This is a genomic window from Paenibacillus sp. Paensp38 (assembly GCF_059491915.1).
In genome coordinates, this window is sequence record NZ_CP168516.1 from 1,609,567 (window position 1) to 1,624,737 (window position 15,171).

The 15,171-nt window shown below is 47.4% G+C and carries 19 protein-coding genes; all 19 read left to right on the forward strand.

Annotation, left to right across the window (positions count from 1 at the left end; genetic code table 11):
- The first annotated feature begins 7 nt into the window (after nt 1–7).
- The gene (gene spoIIIAC, locus ACEN8J_RS07275) at nt 8–211 is read left to right on the forward strand and encodes a stage III sporulation protein AC (RefSeq protein ID WP_010345636.1); all 204 of its coding nucleotides are present in this window, start codon (nt 8–10) and stop codon (nt 209–211) included.
- A gap of 8 nt (nt 212–219) precedes the next feature.
- The gene (spoIIIAD, locus tag ACEN8J_RS07280) at nt 220–609 is read left to right on the forward strand and encodes a stage III sporulation protein AD (RefSeq protein WP_013310826.1); all 390 of its coding nucleotides are present in this window, start codon (nt 220–222) and stop codon (nt 607–609) included.
- Nucleotides 610–621: 12 nt separating this feature from the next.
- Nucleotides 622–1,812, forward strand: a complete 1,191-nt coding sequence (spoIIIAE, locus tag ACEN8J_RS07285; RefSeq protein ID WP_029517253.1) for a stage III sporulation protein AE — start codon at nt 622–624, stop codon at nt 1,810–1,812.
- 38 nt (nt 1,813–1,850) lie between these two features.
- On the forward strand, nt 1,851–2,621 hold the full coding sequence (gene spoIIIAF / locus ACEN8J_RS07290) for a stage III sporulation protein AF (protein WP_029517254.1): 771 nt from the start codon (nt 1,851–1,853) through the stop codon (nt 2,619–2,621).
- Between the two features lie 16 nt (nt 2,622–2,637).
- Complete coding sequence (gene spoIIIAG / locus ACEN8J_RS07295; RefSeq protein WP_029517255.1) at nt 2,638–3,279, forward strand: stage III sporulation protein AG; 642 nt, start codon at nt 2,638–2,640, stop codon at nt 3,277–3,279.
- Between the two features lie 62 nt (nt 3,280–3,341).
- Complete coding sequence (locus tag ACEN8J_RS07300; protein ID WP_029517256.1) at nt 3,342–4,166, forward strand: SpoIIIAH-like family protein; 825 nt, start codon at nt 3,342–3,344, stop codon at nt 4,164–4,166.
- A gap of 138 nt (nt 4,167–4,304) precedes the next feature.
- Nucleotides 4,305–4,796 (forward strand): acetyl-CoA carboxylase biotin carboxyl carrier protein, encoded by a 492-nt coding sequence (gene accB / locus ACEN8J_RS07305; protein WP_029517257.1) that lies wholly within the window; start codon nt 4,305–4,307, stop codon nt 4,794–4,796.
- 61 nt (nt 4,797–4,857) lie between these two features.
- Nucleotides 4,858–6,201, forward strand: a complete 1,344-nt coding sequence (accC, locus tag ACEN8J_RS07310; protein ID WP_029517258.1) for an acetyl-CoA carboxylase biotin carboxylase subunit — start codon at nt 4,858–4,860, stop codon at nt 6,199–6,201.
- Nucleotides 6,202–6,326: 125 nt separating this feature from the next.
- Nucleotides 6,327–6,740, forward strand: a complete 414-nt coding sequence (locus ACEN8J_RS07315) for an Asp23/Gls24 family envelope stress response protein (RefSeq protein ID WP_029517259.1) — start codon at nt 6,327–6,329, stop codon at nt 6,738–6,740.
- Nucleotides 6,741–6,813: 73 nt separating this feature from the next.
- Complete coding sequence (gene amaP / locus ACEN8J_RS07320) at nt 6,814–7,353, forward strand: alkaline shock response membrane anchor protein AmaP (RefSeq protein ID WP_029517260.1); 540 nt, start codon at nt 6,814–6,816, stop codon at nt 7,351–7,353.
- Nucleotides 7,354–7,368: 15 nt separating this feature from the next.
- Nucleotides 7,369–7,602, forward strand: coding sequence for a DUF2273 domain-containing protein (locus tag ACEN8J_RS07325; protein WP_023989248.1), 234 nt, complete (start codon nt 7,369–7,371; stop codon nt 7,600–7,602).
- A gap of 135 nt (nt 7,603–7,737) precedes the next feature.
- On the forward strand, nt 7,738–8,187 hold the full coding sequence (gene nusB / locus ACEN8J_RS07330; RefSeq protein WP_013310817.1) for a transcription antitermination factor NusB: 450 nt from the start codon (nt 7,738–7,740) through the stop codon (nt 8,185–8,187).
- Between the two features lie 37 nt (nt 8,188–8,224).
- A complete protein-coding gene (gene folD, locus ACEN8J_RS07335) occupies nt 8,225–9,082 on the forward strand; it encodes a bifunctional methylenetetrahydrofolate dehydrogenase/methenyltetrahydrofolate cyclohydrolase FolD (protein WP_340932521.1) in 858 nt (285 codons plus the stop codon).
- A 12-nt stretch (nt 9,083–9,094) separates the two neighbouring features.
- Complete coding sequence (gene xseA, locus ACEN8J_RS07340; protein WP_340932519.1) at nt 9,095–10,459, forward strand: exodeoxyribonuclease VII large subunit; 1,365 nt, start codon at nt 9,095–9,097, stop codon at nt 10,457–10,459.
- Complete coding sequence (gene xseB / locus ACEN8J_RS07345; RefSeq protein ID WP_013310814.1) at nt 10,449–10,709, forward strand: exodeoxyribonuclease VII small subunit; 261 nt, start codon at nt 10,449–10,451, stop codon at nt 10,707–10,709. The genes xseA and xseB overlap by 11 nt, the downstream gene beginning before the upstream one ends.
- On the forward strand, nt 10,681–11,604 hold the full coding sequence (locus ACEN8J_RS07350) for a polyprenyl synthetase family protein (protein ID WP_069012726.1): 924 nt from the start codon (nt 10,681–10,683) through the stop codon (nt 11,602–11,604). The genes xseB and ACEN8J_RS07350 overlap by 29 nt, the downstream gene beginning before the upstream one ends.
- Nucleotides 11,605–11,711: 107 nt before the next feature.
- Complete coding sequence (gene dxs / locus ACEN8J_RS07355; RefSeq protein WP_029517266.1) at nt 11,712–13,610, forward strand: 1-deoxy-D-xylulose-5-phosphate synthase; 1,899 nt, start codon at nt 11,712–11,714, stop codon at nt 13,608–13,610.
- A 76-nt stretch (nt 13,611–13,686) separates the two neighbouring features.
- Nucleotides 13,687–14,538 carry a TlyA family RNA methyltransferase gene (locus ACEN8J_RS07360; RefSeq protein WP_029517267.1) on the forward strand — a complete coding sequence of 284 codons (852 nt, stop codon included), beginning with the start codon at nt 13,687–13,689 and terminating at the stop codon, nt 14,536–14,538.
- A 155-nt stretch (nt 14,539–14,693) separates the two neighbouring features.
- Complete coding sequence (locus ACEN8J_RS07365; RefSeq protein WP_029517268.1) at nt 14,694–15,170, forward strand: hypothetical protein; 477 nt, start codon at nt 14,694–14,696, stop codon at nt 15,168–15,170.
- The last annotated feature ends 1 nt before the right edge of the window (nt 15,171 follow it).

Consider the following 15,171-nt stretch of genomic DNA (forward strand, 5'->3'; position numbering starts at 1 on the left):
TGCTCGAATGAATTTAGAAGTGAACGCAATTTTCCAAATTGCCGGAATTGGCATTATTATCGCTATGATTCATACCGTATTAAAGCAAATGGGCAAAGAAGACATGGCGCACTGGGTAACGGTCATCGGCTTCGTCGTGGTCCTGTTCATGGTGGTGCGAATGCTGGATAACCTTCTGCAAGAGATCAAATCTATCTTTCTTTTTCAGTAGGTGGACACATGGAAATTATTCAGGTGGTGGGCTTCGCCCTCATTGCCACAGTCCTTATTTTAGTCATTAAGGAACAGAAGCCGATGTTTGCCTTTTTGATTGCAACAGCTGCGGGAATCGTCATTTTTTTGCTGCTGATTGGCAAGATCGGATCTGTGGTTGCTGTACTGGAGCGACTGGCCCGGTCTTCAGGCATGGACATGATCTATTTTAAAACCGTCTTGAAAATAATCGGTATCGCTTATATTGCTGAATTTGGAGCGCAAATCGTTCGGGATGCAGGACAAGACGGGATTGCTTCCAAAATTGAGCTTACCGGAAAGGTACTCATTATGGTGCTCGCAATCCCAATTATCAGCATTATTATTGATACCATTCTGAAGCTGATGCCCGCCTGAGGGGGTGATGCCATGAAAAGGCTGGGGGGCATGCCGAATCTCAAAGTAATTGCAATGTTGCTGCTATGTCTATGGTGTGCCTCGGCTGCGTTCCTCTTTGCAGATACACCGACAAACGAATGGATCAGACAGCAGGCGGAGCAAATGCCCAAAGATGAAGTAGAACATTATTGGGACGGGCTCATGCAGCAATATGGCGGATTTTTCCCTGATCAGAAAACGCCTTCCTTCATGGACATGCTGCTTCCAGGCGGTGAAGGGTTCAGCATAAAGGGTGTATTGAGCGCTATAGCTGATTTTTTCATCCATGAAATCCGAGTAAATGCCAAGTTGCTCGTCACCATCGTCATGCTCAGCATTATGAGTATGGTGCTGGAAACGCTACAAAGCGCTTTTGAAAGCAAACAGGTCAGCAAAGTGGCCTACGCTATCGTATACATGGTCATTATCATTTTGGCGATTAATAGCTTTAGTGTAGCGATTGGTTATGCCAAAGAAGCGATTGATAGCATGATTCACTTCATGATGGCAATGTTGCCTTTGCTGTTTACTATGCTAGCCTCGATGGGGAACGTCGTAACAGTTTCGGTGACCCACCCGCTGATTGTATTTATGATCAACACAGTCGGAACAGTCATTCATACGCTGGTTTTCCCGCTGCTGTTCTTCTCGGCTGTGCTGTACTTGGTCAACTCGCTGACGGGCAAATACAAGCTGACCCAGCTAGCCGATCTGTTGCGGAACGCTGGAGTAGCAGTGCTGGGAGTGCTGCTGACCATTTTTCTAGGAGTCATTTCGGTACAAGGCTTGACATCGTCCGTTACTGACGGATTAACGATCCGTACAGCCAAATATATTACAGGTAGCTTTGTTCCGGTGGTCGGCAAGGCGTTGGCAGATGCGACAGATACAGTTATTTCGGCTTCGCTGCTCGTTAAAAATGCCATTGGTCTGGTAGGAGTCATTATTATTTTGTTCCTGTGCGCCTTTCCCGCCCTCAAGATTCTGACGCTGGCGCTCATTTATAAAGTGACAGCAGCGATCATGCAGCCTTTGGGTGATACGCCTATCGTGGCATGTCTGGATGCGATCGGCAAGAGCATGATTTATGTTTTCGCGGCGCTGGCAGCAGTGGGATTGATGTCCTTCCTTGCAATTACAGTCATGCTCGCAGCAGGCAATATGACAGTCATGATGAGGTGAACCAATGCACGTAAACCAACAAGGGGGAGGAGAGTGACGTGACCTGGCTGGCAGGCTGGCTCAAGGAACTGGTGCTAATCGTGTTGCTGGCTTCTTTTGTCGATATGATCTTACCGAGCCGATCTATGGAGAGGTATGTCAAACTCGTTCTCAGCCTGCTTATTCTGCTGACGTTGCTGTCTCCGGTCGTGCGCTTACTGAGTACCAGTCCTTCCGAGGTTCTAGGGCGAGCATTGGATCTTCAACGTCAGGCTGAGACAGGCAAGAGGGAACCGACATTGGAGGAGATTCTAGCAAAAGGCAGCCAGTTAAAGCTACAGCAAGAACAAAGCTCCATGCAATGGGCTGGCAAAGAGGTAGCTAAGGAAATGAAAGGACAGTTGGAACAGTATACTGGGTTAGCAATTCAGTCGGTCCAGGTTACCCTTGCAAAGATTCAACAGGAGGAATCAGGGCTGGAGGCAGGAACGGGTGTCCAGTCGGTAGTGGTCCAATTGGCAGAACAGCAGCCAGAAAAAGAAAAGAAAAACACAGACGTCTCGCCTGGTGCAGATGTCAAGCCGATTATGGTGGAGCCTGTAACCGAAAAGACAGTGAATATTCGTGTAGAGCCAACACATGCAAAAACTTCAGATTTTAATGAAGGAACGCGAGAGAATGATCGTAATCCTGACAAAACTGTTGAGGACGGAAAGCCAACAGATACGAAAGCATTTGGCTTAATTACAGGACTTTTACGTGAAAAATGGGGGATAGATAGCAAAAATGTTCAGGTGCTTTCTTCGCAGGATGGAACACATGAATGGTAACAGGAGGTGAGCAGAAATGAGCAAATGGCTGAAAAAGCTGGAGCAATGGCTGGGTGGAGGGGCGGATGGGGCGAAAAGGTTCAATTCATTTCGTTGGTTGCTTATTCTTGGCCTTATCGGTGTAGCGATTATGCTCTTTAATTCATTCGTTAATGTAAAAAAGGTTGATCCAGAAAACGTAGGGCGTGAGCCGCCTGGCGTGATGAAAAATGAGCCTACGTTAGAGACAACAACAGGTGAAGAAAGTTCTTTTGCCGGGATTGAGAAGGTTTTTGAGGACAATATGAAACAGATGCTGGAGCAGATTGTTGGCGTAGGAACCGTTGATGTCATGGTTACGGTAGACTCCACCGAAGAAGTTATCGTTCAACGCAATGTAAAGGACATGCAGGAAGAGAACAATGAGACGGACGCCAATGGTGGACAACGGCACACTACTCAATATACACGTGATGGCGAAATTGTCACCTATGAATCATCTGGTGGTCAGCACACCCCGATTGTGACAAAAAAAGTAAAACCGCAGGTGAGGGGAGTGCTTGTTGTGGCTATGGGGGCAGAAAACCCTACAGTGAAGCAGCTAATTGTCGATGCTGTACAGAAGGGGCTAAATGTACCTTCCTACAAAATTTCAGTCGTACCGCGCAAGCAGGGATAATTTGGAATTCAGGAACAAAGAAGTTTATATTTTAAACCATTAATGAATATGGAGGACGGAACATGAATAATAAAAGACAAACCGTTTGGCTGGTGTCCATGCTGAGTTTAATGGTCGTGCTGTCTGCGTATTATTTGTTTACGGAGGACTCAAGCCCTGCAAATCCACCAGTAGCCGATAGTGAACAAGTGAGCAAGGTTAAGCAGGATGCCGCACAGGAAGCAACGACGAAGGCAGAGGAACAATTGAACGAACTGAAGGTAAACGAAGTAGTGACGAATGGAGAAGTAACTGATGGAGCATCAGCAAATTCCACAAAGTCGGATACGGCTTCTACAACTGACCCAGCAACAGAAAACTCAAAAGGCGACAAAGGTACGGCAGCTACCCCTACTACTGAACCGGCGACATCCAATCAAAACACAACAGCGACTAAGACGGACGCGACAGCACAAAATGACGACAAAGCAGCCTCTACAGCCAAAACCGACCAGCAGGTACTGGATCAAGTGGCAACTGATCAAGCTGCCCAACCTACAGCAGCAGCTGTGATTGACAACTATTTGCTGGAACGGGACGTGGAAAATCAGAAGAAAAATGATGAACTGACTACCGCAATGAACGACAGCACACCAAAGAAAGCTGCGGAGGCTCAAAAGGAATTACATGTACTTGAAGATAAGCAGGCTAAAATTACTGGAATTGAAGAAGAGCTTCAGCAACAGTTCGCCAATGCGGTCGTCCGTGAGGAAGACGCTGATAAATACAAAGTAGTGGTTCTGAGTGAAAAATTGGATGCTAAGCAAGCGGTAACAATTGTCGACAAAGTCATGAAGGAACTGAATGTAACGCAGGATAAGATCAGTGTCCAATATGTTACACAATAAGACAAAAAACGCGAAAAAGCCCGGATTTCTGCATTATTCCGGGCTCTTTCTATTTTTAATGATTGTGATATAATACATAAAGCTGTTTCAACAATGTTATCAGCAACCGGCAAAATGCTGAAGGAGTGATTAATAGAGATGTTTAAATTAAGCGAGATTAAGGAATTGATCAAGCTGGTGGATGAAACGTCTGTGCATGAGCTTGAAATTGAAAATGAAGGAACTCGCTTGTTGATCCGTAAACCGGGCAAAAGCGAAATCGTTACAGTACAGGCTCCTGTGGCAACACCTGCTTATGCAGTGGCACCACAAGCTGTTATTCCAAATCCACAAGTACAGTCCGATGTTGGATCTACAACTGCTGGAGAACCGAGGGAATATGCAAGCAATCTACATAAAATCGTATCTCCGATGGTAGGCACTTTCTATAGTTCTTCATCACCGGATACGGCTCCGTATGTGAGTATCGGCAGCAAAGTGGGCGAAAAAACAACGGTATGTATCATTGAAGCGATGAAGCTGATGAACGAGCTGGAAGCTGAAGTGAAGGGCGAAATTGTGGAAATTTTGGCCGAAAACGGACAGTTGGTCGAATATGGCCAGCCATTGTTCCTTGTGAAACCGGAGTAAAAAGCTTGTTTGCACCCTCTTTTGAGGGTTCGGCAAGACTGCTCCCAGGGAGGATAAAGTCATGACATTTCAAAAAGTATTGATTGCGAATCGTGGAGAAATTGCGGTTCGTATCATTCGCGCTTGCCGCGAAATGAATATTTCGACAGTTGCTGTATATTCGGAAGCTGACAAGGATTCGTTACATGTGCGTCTCGCAGATGAGGCTTACTGTATCGGACCGACGCTATCTAAGGACAGCTACCTTAATTTTACGAATCTGATGAGCGTTGCTACATTGACTGAATGTGATGCCATTCATCCAGGTTACGGATTTTTGGCGGAAAACGCAGACTTCGCTGAAATTTGCGAATCGTGTAATATTACGTTTATTGGTCCTTCTCCTGAAGCCATTAACAAAATGGGAGATAAAGCCGTTGCCAAGCAGACCATGAAGGATGCCGGAGTTCCGGTTATTCCGGGTTCAGACGGGCTGGTTGAGGATTTGCAGGATGCGATCGGCATCGCACGTGATATCGGATATCCGGTAATTATCAAGGCCACAGCAGGTGGCGGAGGTAAAGGTATTCGTATCGCCGAAGATGAGGATAACCTCATTCAGCAAATCACTACTGCTCAGCAGGAGGCGCAAAAGGCATTTGGCAATGCGGGTGTGTACCTAGAAAAATATTTGACCGGTATGAAACATGTGGAAATACAAATCATAGCGGACAAGCATGGTAATGTTGCCCATTTGGGCGAACGGGACTGCTCTGTGCAGCGTCGTCGTCAGAAGTTGTTGGAGGAAGCACCATGTCCTGTACTTTCACAGGATGTCCGTGAAGAAATGGGTCAGGCAGCTGTTCGTGCAGCTTTGGCCGTTCAATACTCTGGTGCAGGTACTCTCGAATTTTTGCTCGGCCCGGACAACAATTTCTATTTCATGGAAATGAATACACGTATTCAGGTAGAACATCCCGTAACAGAAATGATTACCGGTGTAGACCTGATTAAGGAAATGATTTCTGTCGCTGAAGGGCATCCGCTTTCCTTTACGCAGGAAGAAGTCACCATCAATGGTTGGGCGATAGAGTGCCGTATTAACGCTGAGGATCCGGATCGTAATTTTATGCCTGCACCGGGTAAAATCGGATTTTATCTGCCTCCAGGCGGTCCTGGGGTACGGGTAGACAGTGCAGTATATCCAGGTTATAGCATTCCTCCTTATTATGACTCTATGATCGCCAAGCTGATTGTGTGGGCACCTACACGGCAGGATGCAATTGCCAAAATGAAGCGGGCTTTGACTGAGTTTGCTATTGAGGGCATACCCACAACGATTTCTTTTCATCAGCGCTTGCTAGAGCATCCGACCTTTATTAAAGGCGATTTTGATATTAAATTTTTGGAGGAAAACGAAGTTTAATCGGTATATTTCCTCCGTTTGTCATAATGAACGCCAAATGATATAGTATGGATAATAAGTGAGCATGTCTGCTTTGAAATCCAAAGCTGGAATGAAACTTATTTTGACCGAAAGGTGTTGAAGGTATGAGCACAGTGCCAACCGAATTCGAACGTACAGAAATTGGGGAGATTCAAATTGCCCCAGAAGTTATTGAAGTCATTGCCGGACTGGCTACCGTTGAGGTACCGGGCGTTGCGGGAATGAGTGGCGGATTTGCTGGTGGGTTTGCCGAACTGCTAGGCCGCAAAAATTTATCTAAAGGTGTAAAAGTGGAAGTCGGACAGCGTGAAGCTGCTGTAGACGTCTCCGTCATTATTGAGTACGGTAACCGTCTGCCTGAGGTGGCTGCTGCTATTCAGCATAATGTTAAGCGTTCGATTGAGAACATGACAGGTCTTAACGTTGTTGAAGTGAACGTGCAAATTCATGATGTTCAATTCAAAAATGCCGATAAAGTAGAAGAGCCGGAAGTGCTGGGCGCCGGACGGGTTAAATAGAGCGATACTTTGTACAAACCCCCGACCCTTATGGGTCGAGGGTTTACTCTAATTTAAGGAGGCTGTGCGTTTCGTGGCTAAAGTTATGGACAGACTTCTGCTGTTCTTGTACAGCTTAAGTATCGGAATTATTTCCATTCTCGCCATCCTCCTCCTGAGCGGGGCCATTCCGTATGTTTTAAGTATTGAGGATGAGCGAGTAGTGTGGTTTACCAGCCTGATTATTGCAGGGGTTCTGTTGTTATTGAGTCTTCGTTTTTTTTATATCTCTATTCGACGGAACCAAACCGTACAGCATTCTATTGATCAACGAACGGAATACGGTGACATTCAGATTTCAGTGGATACCATTGAAAATCTGTGCCTCAAAGCAGCTTCCCGATTTCGCGGGATGCAGGATTTGAAAGCACGCGTTCGTGTGTTGGATTCGGGACTTGATATTACGATTCGGGCGGTTGTAGACGGGGAAAGCTCCATTCCGGTGTTAACCTCCGAGGTACAAAAGGGGGTACACGATCATGTGGAAGAAATTACAGGAATTCCTGTGTCCAATGTATCGGTGTACATCGCTAATGTTTCTCAGTCACCCAGCTTTAAGAGTCGTGTGGAATAGAGGTGATTTTCCCTGATGCCCTGGAAAGAAATATGGGGAAGTTACAAGGGCCGGATCATGGGGATCACGGCTGGTATTTTTTTCGGTTTTATTTATTTGTGGGCAGGCTTTTGGAATATGTTGTTCTTTGCATTGATGGTGTTCATCGGATATACGCTAGGAAGACGTAGCGATTCAGCGCTCGGTTCATTCCTCCCTTGGAAGGAATGGGGCGATTGGTTGTCGCAACGTTGGCGTCCTTTTAAATGAACCCTGTGATACGTGTTCTCCAAAATAGAGCTGTAGCTTCTTTGCGCCCAACGTTTTGGAGGATGCGTTCACAGGTTTTTTTGTGGAAATTGGTTAGAATGAAAAATAGATATAGGCAAGCGTAGGAGGCAGGGCATGAAAAGACGTCTGGCGAGGGAATTAGCGGTACAGAGTATGTACCATATGGAAATGAATGAAGTGGATGCGGCAGCAGCCGTGGACATGTTGCTTCAGGAAGCCGCTGAGGAAAACGAAGCGGAAGTTGTCGTTAAAAATGCAGCAGTGTTAAGAGCGTATGTCTTGGAGCATGTGCGGGGTACGTGGGAGCACAAGGAAGCCATTGATGGGCTGCTGGTGGATTATCTTAAAGGCTGGCAGATCAGCAGACTTTCACGTGTAGATCGTCAAATTTTAAGGCTTGCGGCATATGAGATGATTTTCCGTGAGGATGTTCCAGCCAAGGTAGCTGTTAATGAAGCGATTGAGTTGTCGAAGCACTTTGGTACCGAGGAATCCGGTAAATTTGTTAATGGTGTACTGGGACGAGTGATACAAGAACTGGAGCAATTGAAAGCACGTTTTTAAGTAGAGACTACTGAATCAGGTTGGAGAGTGGTAAAACATGTCAGCACCGATCATTGATGGTAAACAAATCTCTCAGGATATTCGCGCAAGCATTCAGCAAGAGGTCATTCGTCTGAAAGAGCACAGCTTTCAACCCGGACTGGCTGTTGTATTGGTAGGCGAAGATCCCGCTTCGCAAGTGTATGTTAAAAACAAGGAAAAGGCATGCCATGATCTCGGCTATTACTCCGAGGTTCATCGGTTGGCAGCAGATACTTCGCAGGAAGCATTACTGGAACTGGTAAACAAGCTGAACCATCAAAGTACCATCCATGGAATTTTGGTGCAACTGCCGTTGCCAAAGCATATTCATGAAAAAGCTGTCATTGACGCGATTGCAGTGGAGAAGGATGTGGATGGATTCCATCCGGTGAACGTAGGGAATTTGGTCATCGGTGACGATAGTCTATTGCCTTGTACTCCTGCTGGAGTCATTGAGTTAATTAAGCGTGCTGGAGTGGAGATAGCCGGTAAACATGCGGTAGTTATTGGTCGCAGTAATATCGTGGGCAAGCCAGTGTCTTTATTGTTGCAGCGTGAAGATGCTACGGTTACGATGTGCCACTCCCGTACAGCGAATATTGCGGACCTAAGTCGACAAGCAGATATCTTAGTCGTTGCGATCGGCAAAGCCAACTTTATTGATGCTTCGTTCGTGAAGCCCGGAGCGGTAGTGATAGATGTAGGGATGAACCGTCTGGAGAACGGAAAGCTGGCGGGGGACGTTGATTTTGAGAGCGTGAAGCAAGTGTCTGGTCCGATTACGCCTGTTCCCGGCGGAGTAGGGCCGATGACAATTACGATGCTGATGCAAAATACGCTCGTAGCGGCCAAGCGGTCGCACGGTTTGGCATAAGGACAGCTGCCTGTGGCTGAACAACGTATTTACTCTATAAAGGACCTGAATCGTTATATCCGGATGAAATTGGAGTCGGATCAGGTGCTGTCTGATGTATGGATACGCGGGGAAATTTCTAATTTTACGCATCATTCAAGTGGTCACATGTACTTTACGCTCAAGGATGAGGGGAGCCGCATACGTTCGATTATGTTTGCAACCCATAATCAGCGGCTCCCTTTCGTACCGAAAGAAGGTACGCGTGTTATTGCCCGGGGAAACGTATCCGTGTACGAACGAGATGGACAATATCAGTTTTATGCGACTCAAATGCAGCCTGATGGTATAGGAAGCCTTTATTTAGCTTACGAGCAGCTCAAGCAAAAGCTGGATGCAGAGGGACTGTTTGATACTGCTCGTAAGCGTAGCCTCCCTGCCCATCCAGTAACCATTGGCGTGATTACGTCACCGACTGGAGCGGCTGTGCGTGATATTATTACGACACTTCAACGGCGATACCCGCAGGCTGGAATTGTGTTGTATCCTGTGCTTGTACAAGGAAAAGGTGCCGCCCTCTCGATCGTCAAGGCAATTGAAGTTATGAATCGTATGCAAGAGGTTCAGGTGATGATTGTCGGACGGGGAGGTGGCTCATTGGAAGAACTGTGGGCGTTTAATGAGGAAGCGGTTGCGCGCGCCATTTACGCATCGATCATTCCGGTTATTTCGGCAGTTGGACACGAAACGGATTTTACCATTGCCGATTTTGTGGCTGACTTACGTGCGGCAACGCCAACCGCAGCAGCCGAGTTGGCCGTGCCTAATCAGGCAGAGCTACGGGATCAGCTGCTCCAGCGGGAGCAACGGTTGCGTAACGCCCTCCGGCAGCGGCTGGAAACCAGCCGTGTACGCTTGGCGAGGCTTCAGCGTTCACCAGTCCTGCTGCACCCACGCCGCTATATGCTACAGCATGCAGAGCGAATGGACATGCAGCATCAGCGTCTAATCCGCGCAGCGCGTAACCGTTCTCGTTTGAACGCAGAAAAGAACGCACGTATGCGTCAGGTACTAGAACGGTTTAATCCGCGTGAACAAATTCGTTCAGCACGCAAGCAGACGGATATGGCGCAACGTCAGCTGGAGTCTGCGATGCGTGCTATTACGAAAACGGGACGGCAGCAGTTGCACACGGGAATTCGTCAACTGGATGCGCTGAGCCCACTCAAAGTCATGGCCCGAGGCTATAGCTTGGTATACGATGAGCAGGAAAAACGGCTGATTAAGTCGCTCAAAGACGTACAGCCGGGAGATTCCATCAAGATTAAAGTGAGTGATGGGCAGTTGGACTGCCAAGTATGGGGAATGAAGGAGGACGCGAAGCACGGTGGCGAATGAAACGGAATTGAATTTTGAAGCGGCTATGGCTGCTCTTGAAGAAATTGTCGGACAACTGGAGCATGGAGACGTTCCTCTGGAGCAAGCCATTGATTTGTTCCAGCGGGGGATGAAGTTGTCTCAACTTTGCAGTCAGAAGCTGGAGCAGGTTGAACGTAAAATTGAAATGATCGTGGAAGAGGATGGAGATTTGCGCAAGAAGCCTTTTGGTGGGGGACTGGATGAAAACGGCGGTGAAGGACTTGAATAGACCGTCGTTCAAGGAATATTTGACCGGGACGACGGATGCGGTTTCGTCCGCACTGACCGAGCAATTCCCGGCCGATTGGGACATTCCCGATGTTCTTCGAGAATCCATGAATTATTCACTCACCGCAGGCGGAAAACGGCTGCGGCCTCTGCTTGTGATCGCTGCTGCTGAAGCATTCGGTGGAAGCAGGGAAGCTGCGCTGCCAGTGGCATGTGCGGTAGAAATGGTACATACGTACTCCCTCATTCATGACGACTTGCCAGCCATGGATGATGATGACTATCGGCGAGGTAAGCTGACGAATCATAAGGTATACGGCGAGGCGGTTGCCGTCCTTGCGGGTGATGCTTTGTTGACCCATGCCTTTTACAGTATTGTGCAAGCAGGACGGCGTCACGGTGTTTCGTCTGATTCGCTATTGTCCATAGTTGAGGATTTGTCCGAAATGAGTGGCGCGCGGGGCATGGTAGGCGGACAGGTCGCCGATATGTCAGGCGAGCAAGGAATGACGGGGATCGAGGAACTGGAATATATCCATCTTCATAAAACGGCTGATTTGATTATTTTCTCGCTCTTGGCAGGTGGACGGATTGGTGGGGCGGACAAGGGTCAATTAGAGGCGCTTCGACGCTTTGGACGAGATTTGGGGCTGGCTTTTCAGATACAGGACGATATACTGGACCTCATAGGCGATGAGAGTAAAATGGGTAAGAAAACGCAAAGTGATGTTGAACAAGAGAAGGTCACCTATCCGTATTTCATTGGTATGGACGCATCTTTGCAGCAGGTAGAGGAACTCACCGCATCTGCTAAAAGAGTGATAATAGAGAGTGGTATCCCCGATTCTTCTCGTTTGCTGGAGATAGCCGATTACCTGATGAAGCGTGATCATTAGTTGCGTTAGAGCTGTTTTGACTTGTCTGCGTTTAAGCACAGTCAAAAAGTGTGATATAATACTTGTTAACTTTACTCACAAACTTGAAGGAAAGCGGGGAGATATGCGTGCTGCTTCCACACATAAAGCAACCAGGCGATCTGAAATCACTGTCGGTTGAGGAGTTGGCTTCTCTAGCCGAGGAAATCAGGAGCTTTTTGATTGAGAAGCTGTCCGTGACTGGGGGGCATCTGGCATCGAATCTGGGAGTGGTTGAGCTCACGATCGCCCTGCATTATTGCTATAACAGTCCGAAGGACAAGATGATTTATGACGTTGGGCACCAAGCCTACGTACACAAAATATTGACAGGGCGAATGGACCGTTTTGATACACTTCGTCAGCGTGATGGACTTTGTGGTTTTGTAAAAAGAAGTGAGAGCGAGCATGATGTTTGGGAAGCCGGTCATAGCAGCACTTCTCTGTCGGCCGCAATGGGAATGGCTTTGGCTCGAGATTTGAAGGGCGAGGACAATAAAGTCATTGCAATGATCGGAGACGGCGCGCTGACTGGGGGGATGGCCTTCGAAGCGTTGAATCATATCGGACATGAGCGCAAAAATTTAATGGTAATTCTGAATGACAACGAAATGTCCATAGCACCTAATGTAGGGGCCATGCATAATTATTTGAGTAAAATCCGCTCGGACCGCCATTATTTGCGGGCAAAAGATGAGCTGGAAGTTTTGCTGAAAAAAATACCCGCGATCGGCGGTAAACTTGCCAAATCGGCTGGCCGTGTCAAGGACAGTCTTAAATATATGATGGTGCCTGGTGTACTGTTTGAAGAGCTGGGACTTACGTATCTCGGTCCAGTGGACGGACATGATTTGCCGAAGCTAATCGAAACCTTCCAGCAGGCTGATAATGTCACTGGCCCTGTATTGGTGCATGTCGTAACCACCAAGGGCAAGGGCTATAAACCTGCGGAAGCAGATTCACACAAATGGCATGGAATCAGTCCCTACAAAATTGAATCGGGTCAGGTACTCAAAGCTGTAGGTAATCCGATGTATACGGAAATTTTCGGTCGAACGTTGATTGAGCTGGCTGAGCAGGATGAGCGCATCGTTGCGGTCACACCCGCTATGCCTGGCGGATCAGGTTTGGTACCGTTTAGTAAAGAGTTTCCTAGCCGTATGATTGACGTCGGCATTGCTGAACAGCATGCAGCTACCATGTGTGCTGCGTTGGCAATGGAAGGGATGAAGCCGGTGTTTGCGGTGTACTCCACTTTTATGCAGCGTGCTTATGACCAGATTGTGCATGATATCTGTCGTCATAATGCGAACGTAATGTTCGCGATTGACCGTGCAGGTTTTGTTGGGGCTGACGGGGAAACTCATCATGGCGTGTTTGATGTGGCATTCTTACGTCATATCCCCAATCTTGTGCTTATGATGCCAAAGGATGAGAACGAGCTACGTCATATGATGAAAACAGCGCTCGACTATGAAGATGGTCCAATTGCTTATCGTTACCCACGTGTTAATGTGGTTGGCGTGCCGTTGGATAAAGAATTACAGGCTATTCCCATCGGCAGTTGGGAGCTCCTGCGTAAGGGTGAGGGCTTTGCTGTAATTGCATCAGGACCGATGCTCCAGGTGGCGACAGAGGCTGCGGAGGCGATGAAACGGGAAGGTTTGCAAGTGGGCGTCGTGAATGCTCGTTTCCTGAAACCTTTGGACGAGGATATGTTGCGTGAGCTGGCTCGTCAGCATACGAAGCTGATCGTATTGGAAGAAGCTTCTGAAGCAGGAAGCTTGGGTAGCGCTGTACTGGAATTTTACGCTAAAGCCGAAATACAAGAGGCACAGGTGCGCCTAATGGGGATTCCCGATCTGTTCGTGGAGCATGGCTCCATCAAAGAGCAGCGTGCTGAAGTAGGTCTCACCATTGAAGATGTATGCTTAAAGTTGCGTAAATGGGCTGCTGAGCCAGCATATGGCATGGGACAATCTGTATAGGGTAACTTGAAGTGAAGACCATGACGTTTATAAAAAGTATGACAAGAGCAGCCTGGCTGCCTAAAGGGAGATTAACATGTCTGTTCCGAAGGAACGCATTGATGTATTACTTGTAGAACAAGGCTTTTTTGAAAGCCGTGAAAAAGCTAAAGCTGCGATTATGGCTGGGCTAGTGCTGGCGGACAGCGAACGGATCGAGAAGGCGGGGATGAAGGTACCACGCGCCAGCGAGCTTAAAGTTAAGGGTTCGGTGCATCCGTATGTAAGCCGTGGAGGATTGAAGCTGGAGAAGGCCATCCGTCAATTTGAGCTGGATATGAAGGGCAGGACAATGCTGGATATTGGCTCGTCCACTGGAGGTTTTACGGATTGTGCGCTTCAGCATGGAGCTGAATACGTATACGCCATTGATGTGGGTTATAACCAGCTGGATTGGTCGCTTCGTAATGATGAACGAGTATGCGTAATGGAGAAAACGAATTTCAGATATATGACACCCGCGGATTTGAATGGTTCCGTGCCGAATTTTGCTAGTATTGACGTTTCCTTTATTTCATTACGTATTATTTTGCCCCCGTTGCTTGCCTTGTTGCATCAACCTGCTGATATTGTAGCTCTAATCAAGCCGCAATTCGAAGCTGGACGCGAAAAGGTCGGAAAATCCGGTGTGGTCCGTGATCCTGCTACGCATAAAGAAGTGTTGCAGACCATTCTGATGTTTGCACATGAGCTTGGACTTACGCTGCAAGGTTTGGCTTATTCACCTATTACAGGTGGAGAAGGCAATATTGAATTTTTAGCGCATTGGCGTTTGGATGGGTTTCCTGCTGCAGAATCGCAGTTGGAGAAGATGGATTTCAGACCACTGATTGAACGTACCGTTCAGGAAGCAGGTCAGACTTTTAATAATGGTCCATCGCGTAAGTAACATTCAGGGGTTCTCCATGAGTTCTGTGAACTTAAGGGAACCTCTTTTTGGTGTGAGGGATTGATTATAGAACTCACGTTCGCCTATAATGAGATGTACAAAGGAAAAGGGATTTTACATCTTGTCCTAGAATATGTCCATGAGGTGATCGGTCCATGGACACAAGATATGATACGGTTATCATCGCTGTGATCGGGGTGATATTAGGAATATGGGCTTTGTATAGCCTACGTGCCTGGTTGAAGGAGCCAGAGCCGCTTGTGCTAAAGACGATACCGATTAACGAGGACTTGGACGAAGGACCTGCCACACACCTACTCGAAGAAGCAGGATATGAAGTAGTGGGCGGGAAGATGAAAATACCGCTTGCTTTTAAAGTGAACGGACATACCGTGTATAGCCGTTTGTTTATAGACTACGTGGCTGTACGAAACGGTTCGACATATATGGTCAAAACGTCACGCCGCAAGAAACCAATGGAGTGGAGTGGTCCTGATTTAAGGGACAGGCTCATGCCGTATTTATTGCTCTATCCGGGTTGCGCGGGTGTATTGTACGTTGATACGGACGAGCGAAGTATTCGCCTTATTACATTAGTGGAAGACCTCGAAGAAGAGGAATATGAAGGTTAAT

Excerpts from the sequence above, each read along its gene's own strand:
- spoIIIAC (WP_010345636.1), top strand. The coding sequence starts at position 8 with ATGAATTTAGAAGTGAACGCAATTTTCCAAATTGCCGGAATTGGCATT.
- spoIIIAD (WP_013310826.1), top strand. The coding sequence starts at position 220 with ATGGAAATTATTCAGGTGGTGGGCTTCGCCCTCATTGCCACAGTCCTT.
- spoIIIAE (WP_029517253.1), top strand. The coding sequence starts at position 622 with ATGAAAAGGCTGGGGGGCATGCCGAATCTCAAAGTAATTGCAATGTTG.
- spoIIIAG (WP_029517255.1), top strand. The coding sequence starts at position 2,638 with ATGAGCAAATGGCTGAAAAAGCTGGAGCAATGGCTGGGTGGAGGGGCG.
- ACEN8J_RS07300 (WP_029517256.1), top strand. The coding sequence starts at position 3,342 with ATGAATAATAAAAGACAAACCGTTTGGCTGGTGTCCATGCTGAGTTTA.
- accB (WP_029517257.1), top strand. The coding sequence starts at position 4,305 with ATGTTTAAATTAAGCGAGATTAAGGAATTGATCAAGCTGGTGGATGAA.
- accC (WP_029517258.1), top strand. The coding sequence starts at position 4,858 with ATGACATTTCAAAAAGTATTGATTGCGAATCGTGGAGAAATTGCGGTT.
- ACEN8J_RS07315 (WP_029517259.1), top strand. The coding sequence starts at position 6,327 with ATGAGCACAGTGCCAACCGAATTCGAACGTACAGAAATTGGGGAGATT.
- ACEN8J_RS07325 (WP_023989248.1), top strand. The coding sequence starts at position 7,369 with ATGCCCTGGAAAGAAATATGGGGAAGTTACAAGGGCCGGATCATGGGG.
- nusB (WP_013310817.1), top strand. The coding sequence starts at position 7,738 with ATGAAAAGACGTCTGGCGAGGGAATTAGCGGTACAGAGTATGTACCAT.
- folD (WP_340932521.1), top strand. The coding sequence starts at position 8,225 with ATGTCAGCACCGATCATTGATGGTAAACAAATCTCTCAGGATATTCGC.
- ACEN8J_RS07350 (WP_069012726.1), top strand. The coding sequence starts at position 10,681 with ATGAAAACGGCGGTGAAGGACTTGAATAGACCGTCGTTCAAGGAATAT.
- ACEN8J_RS07360 (WP_029517267.1), top strand. The coding sequence starts at position 13,687 with ATGTCTGTTCCGAAGGAACGCATTGATGTATTACTTGTAGAACAAGGC.
- ACEN8J_RS07365 (WP_029517268.1), top strand. The coding sequence starts at position 14,694 with ATGGACACAAGATATGATACGGTTATCATCGCTGTGATCGGGGTGATA.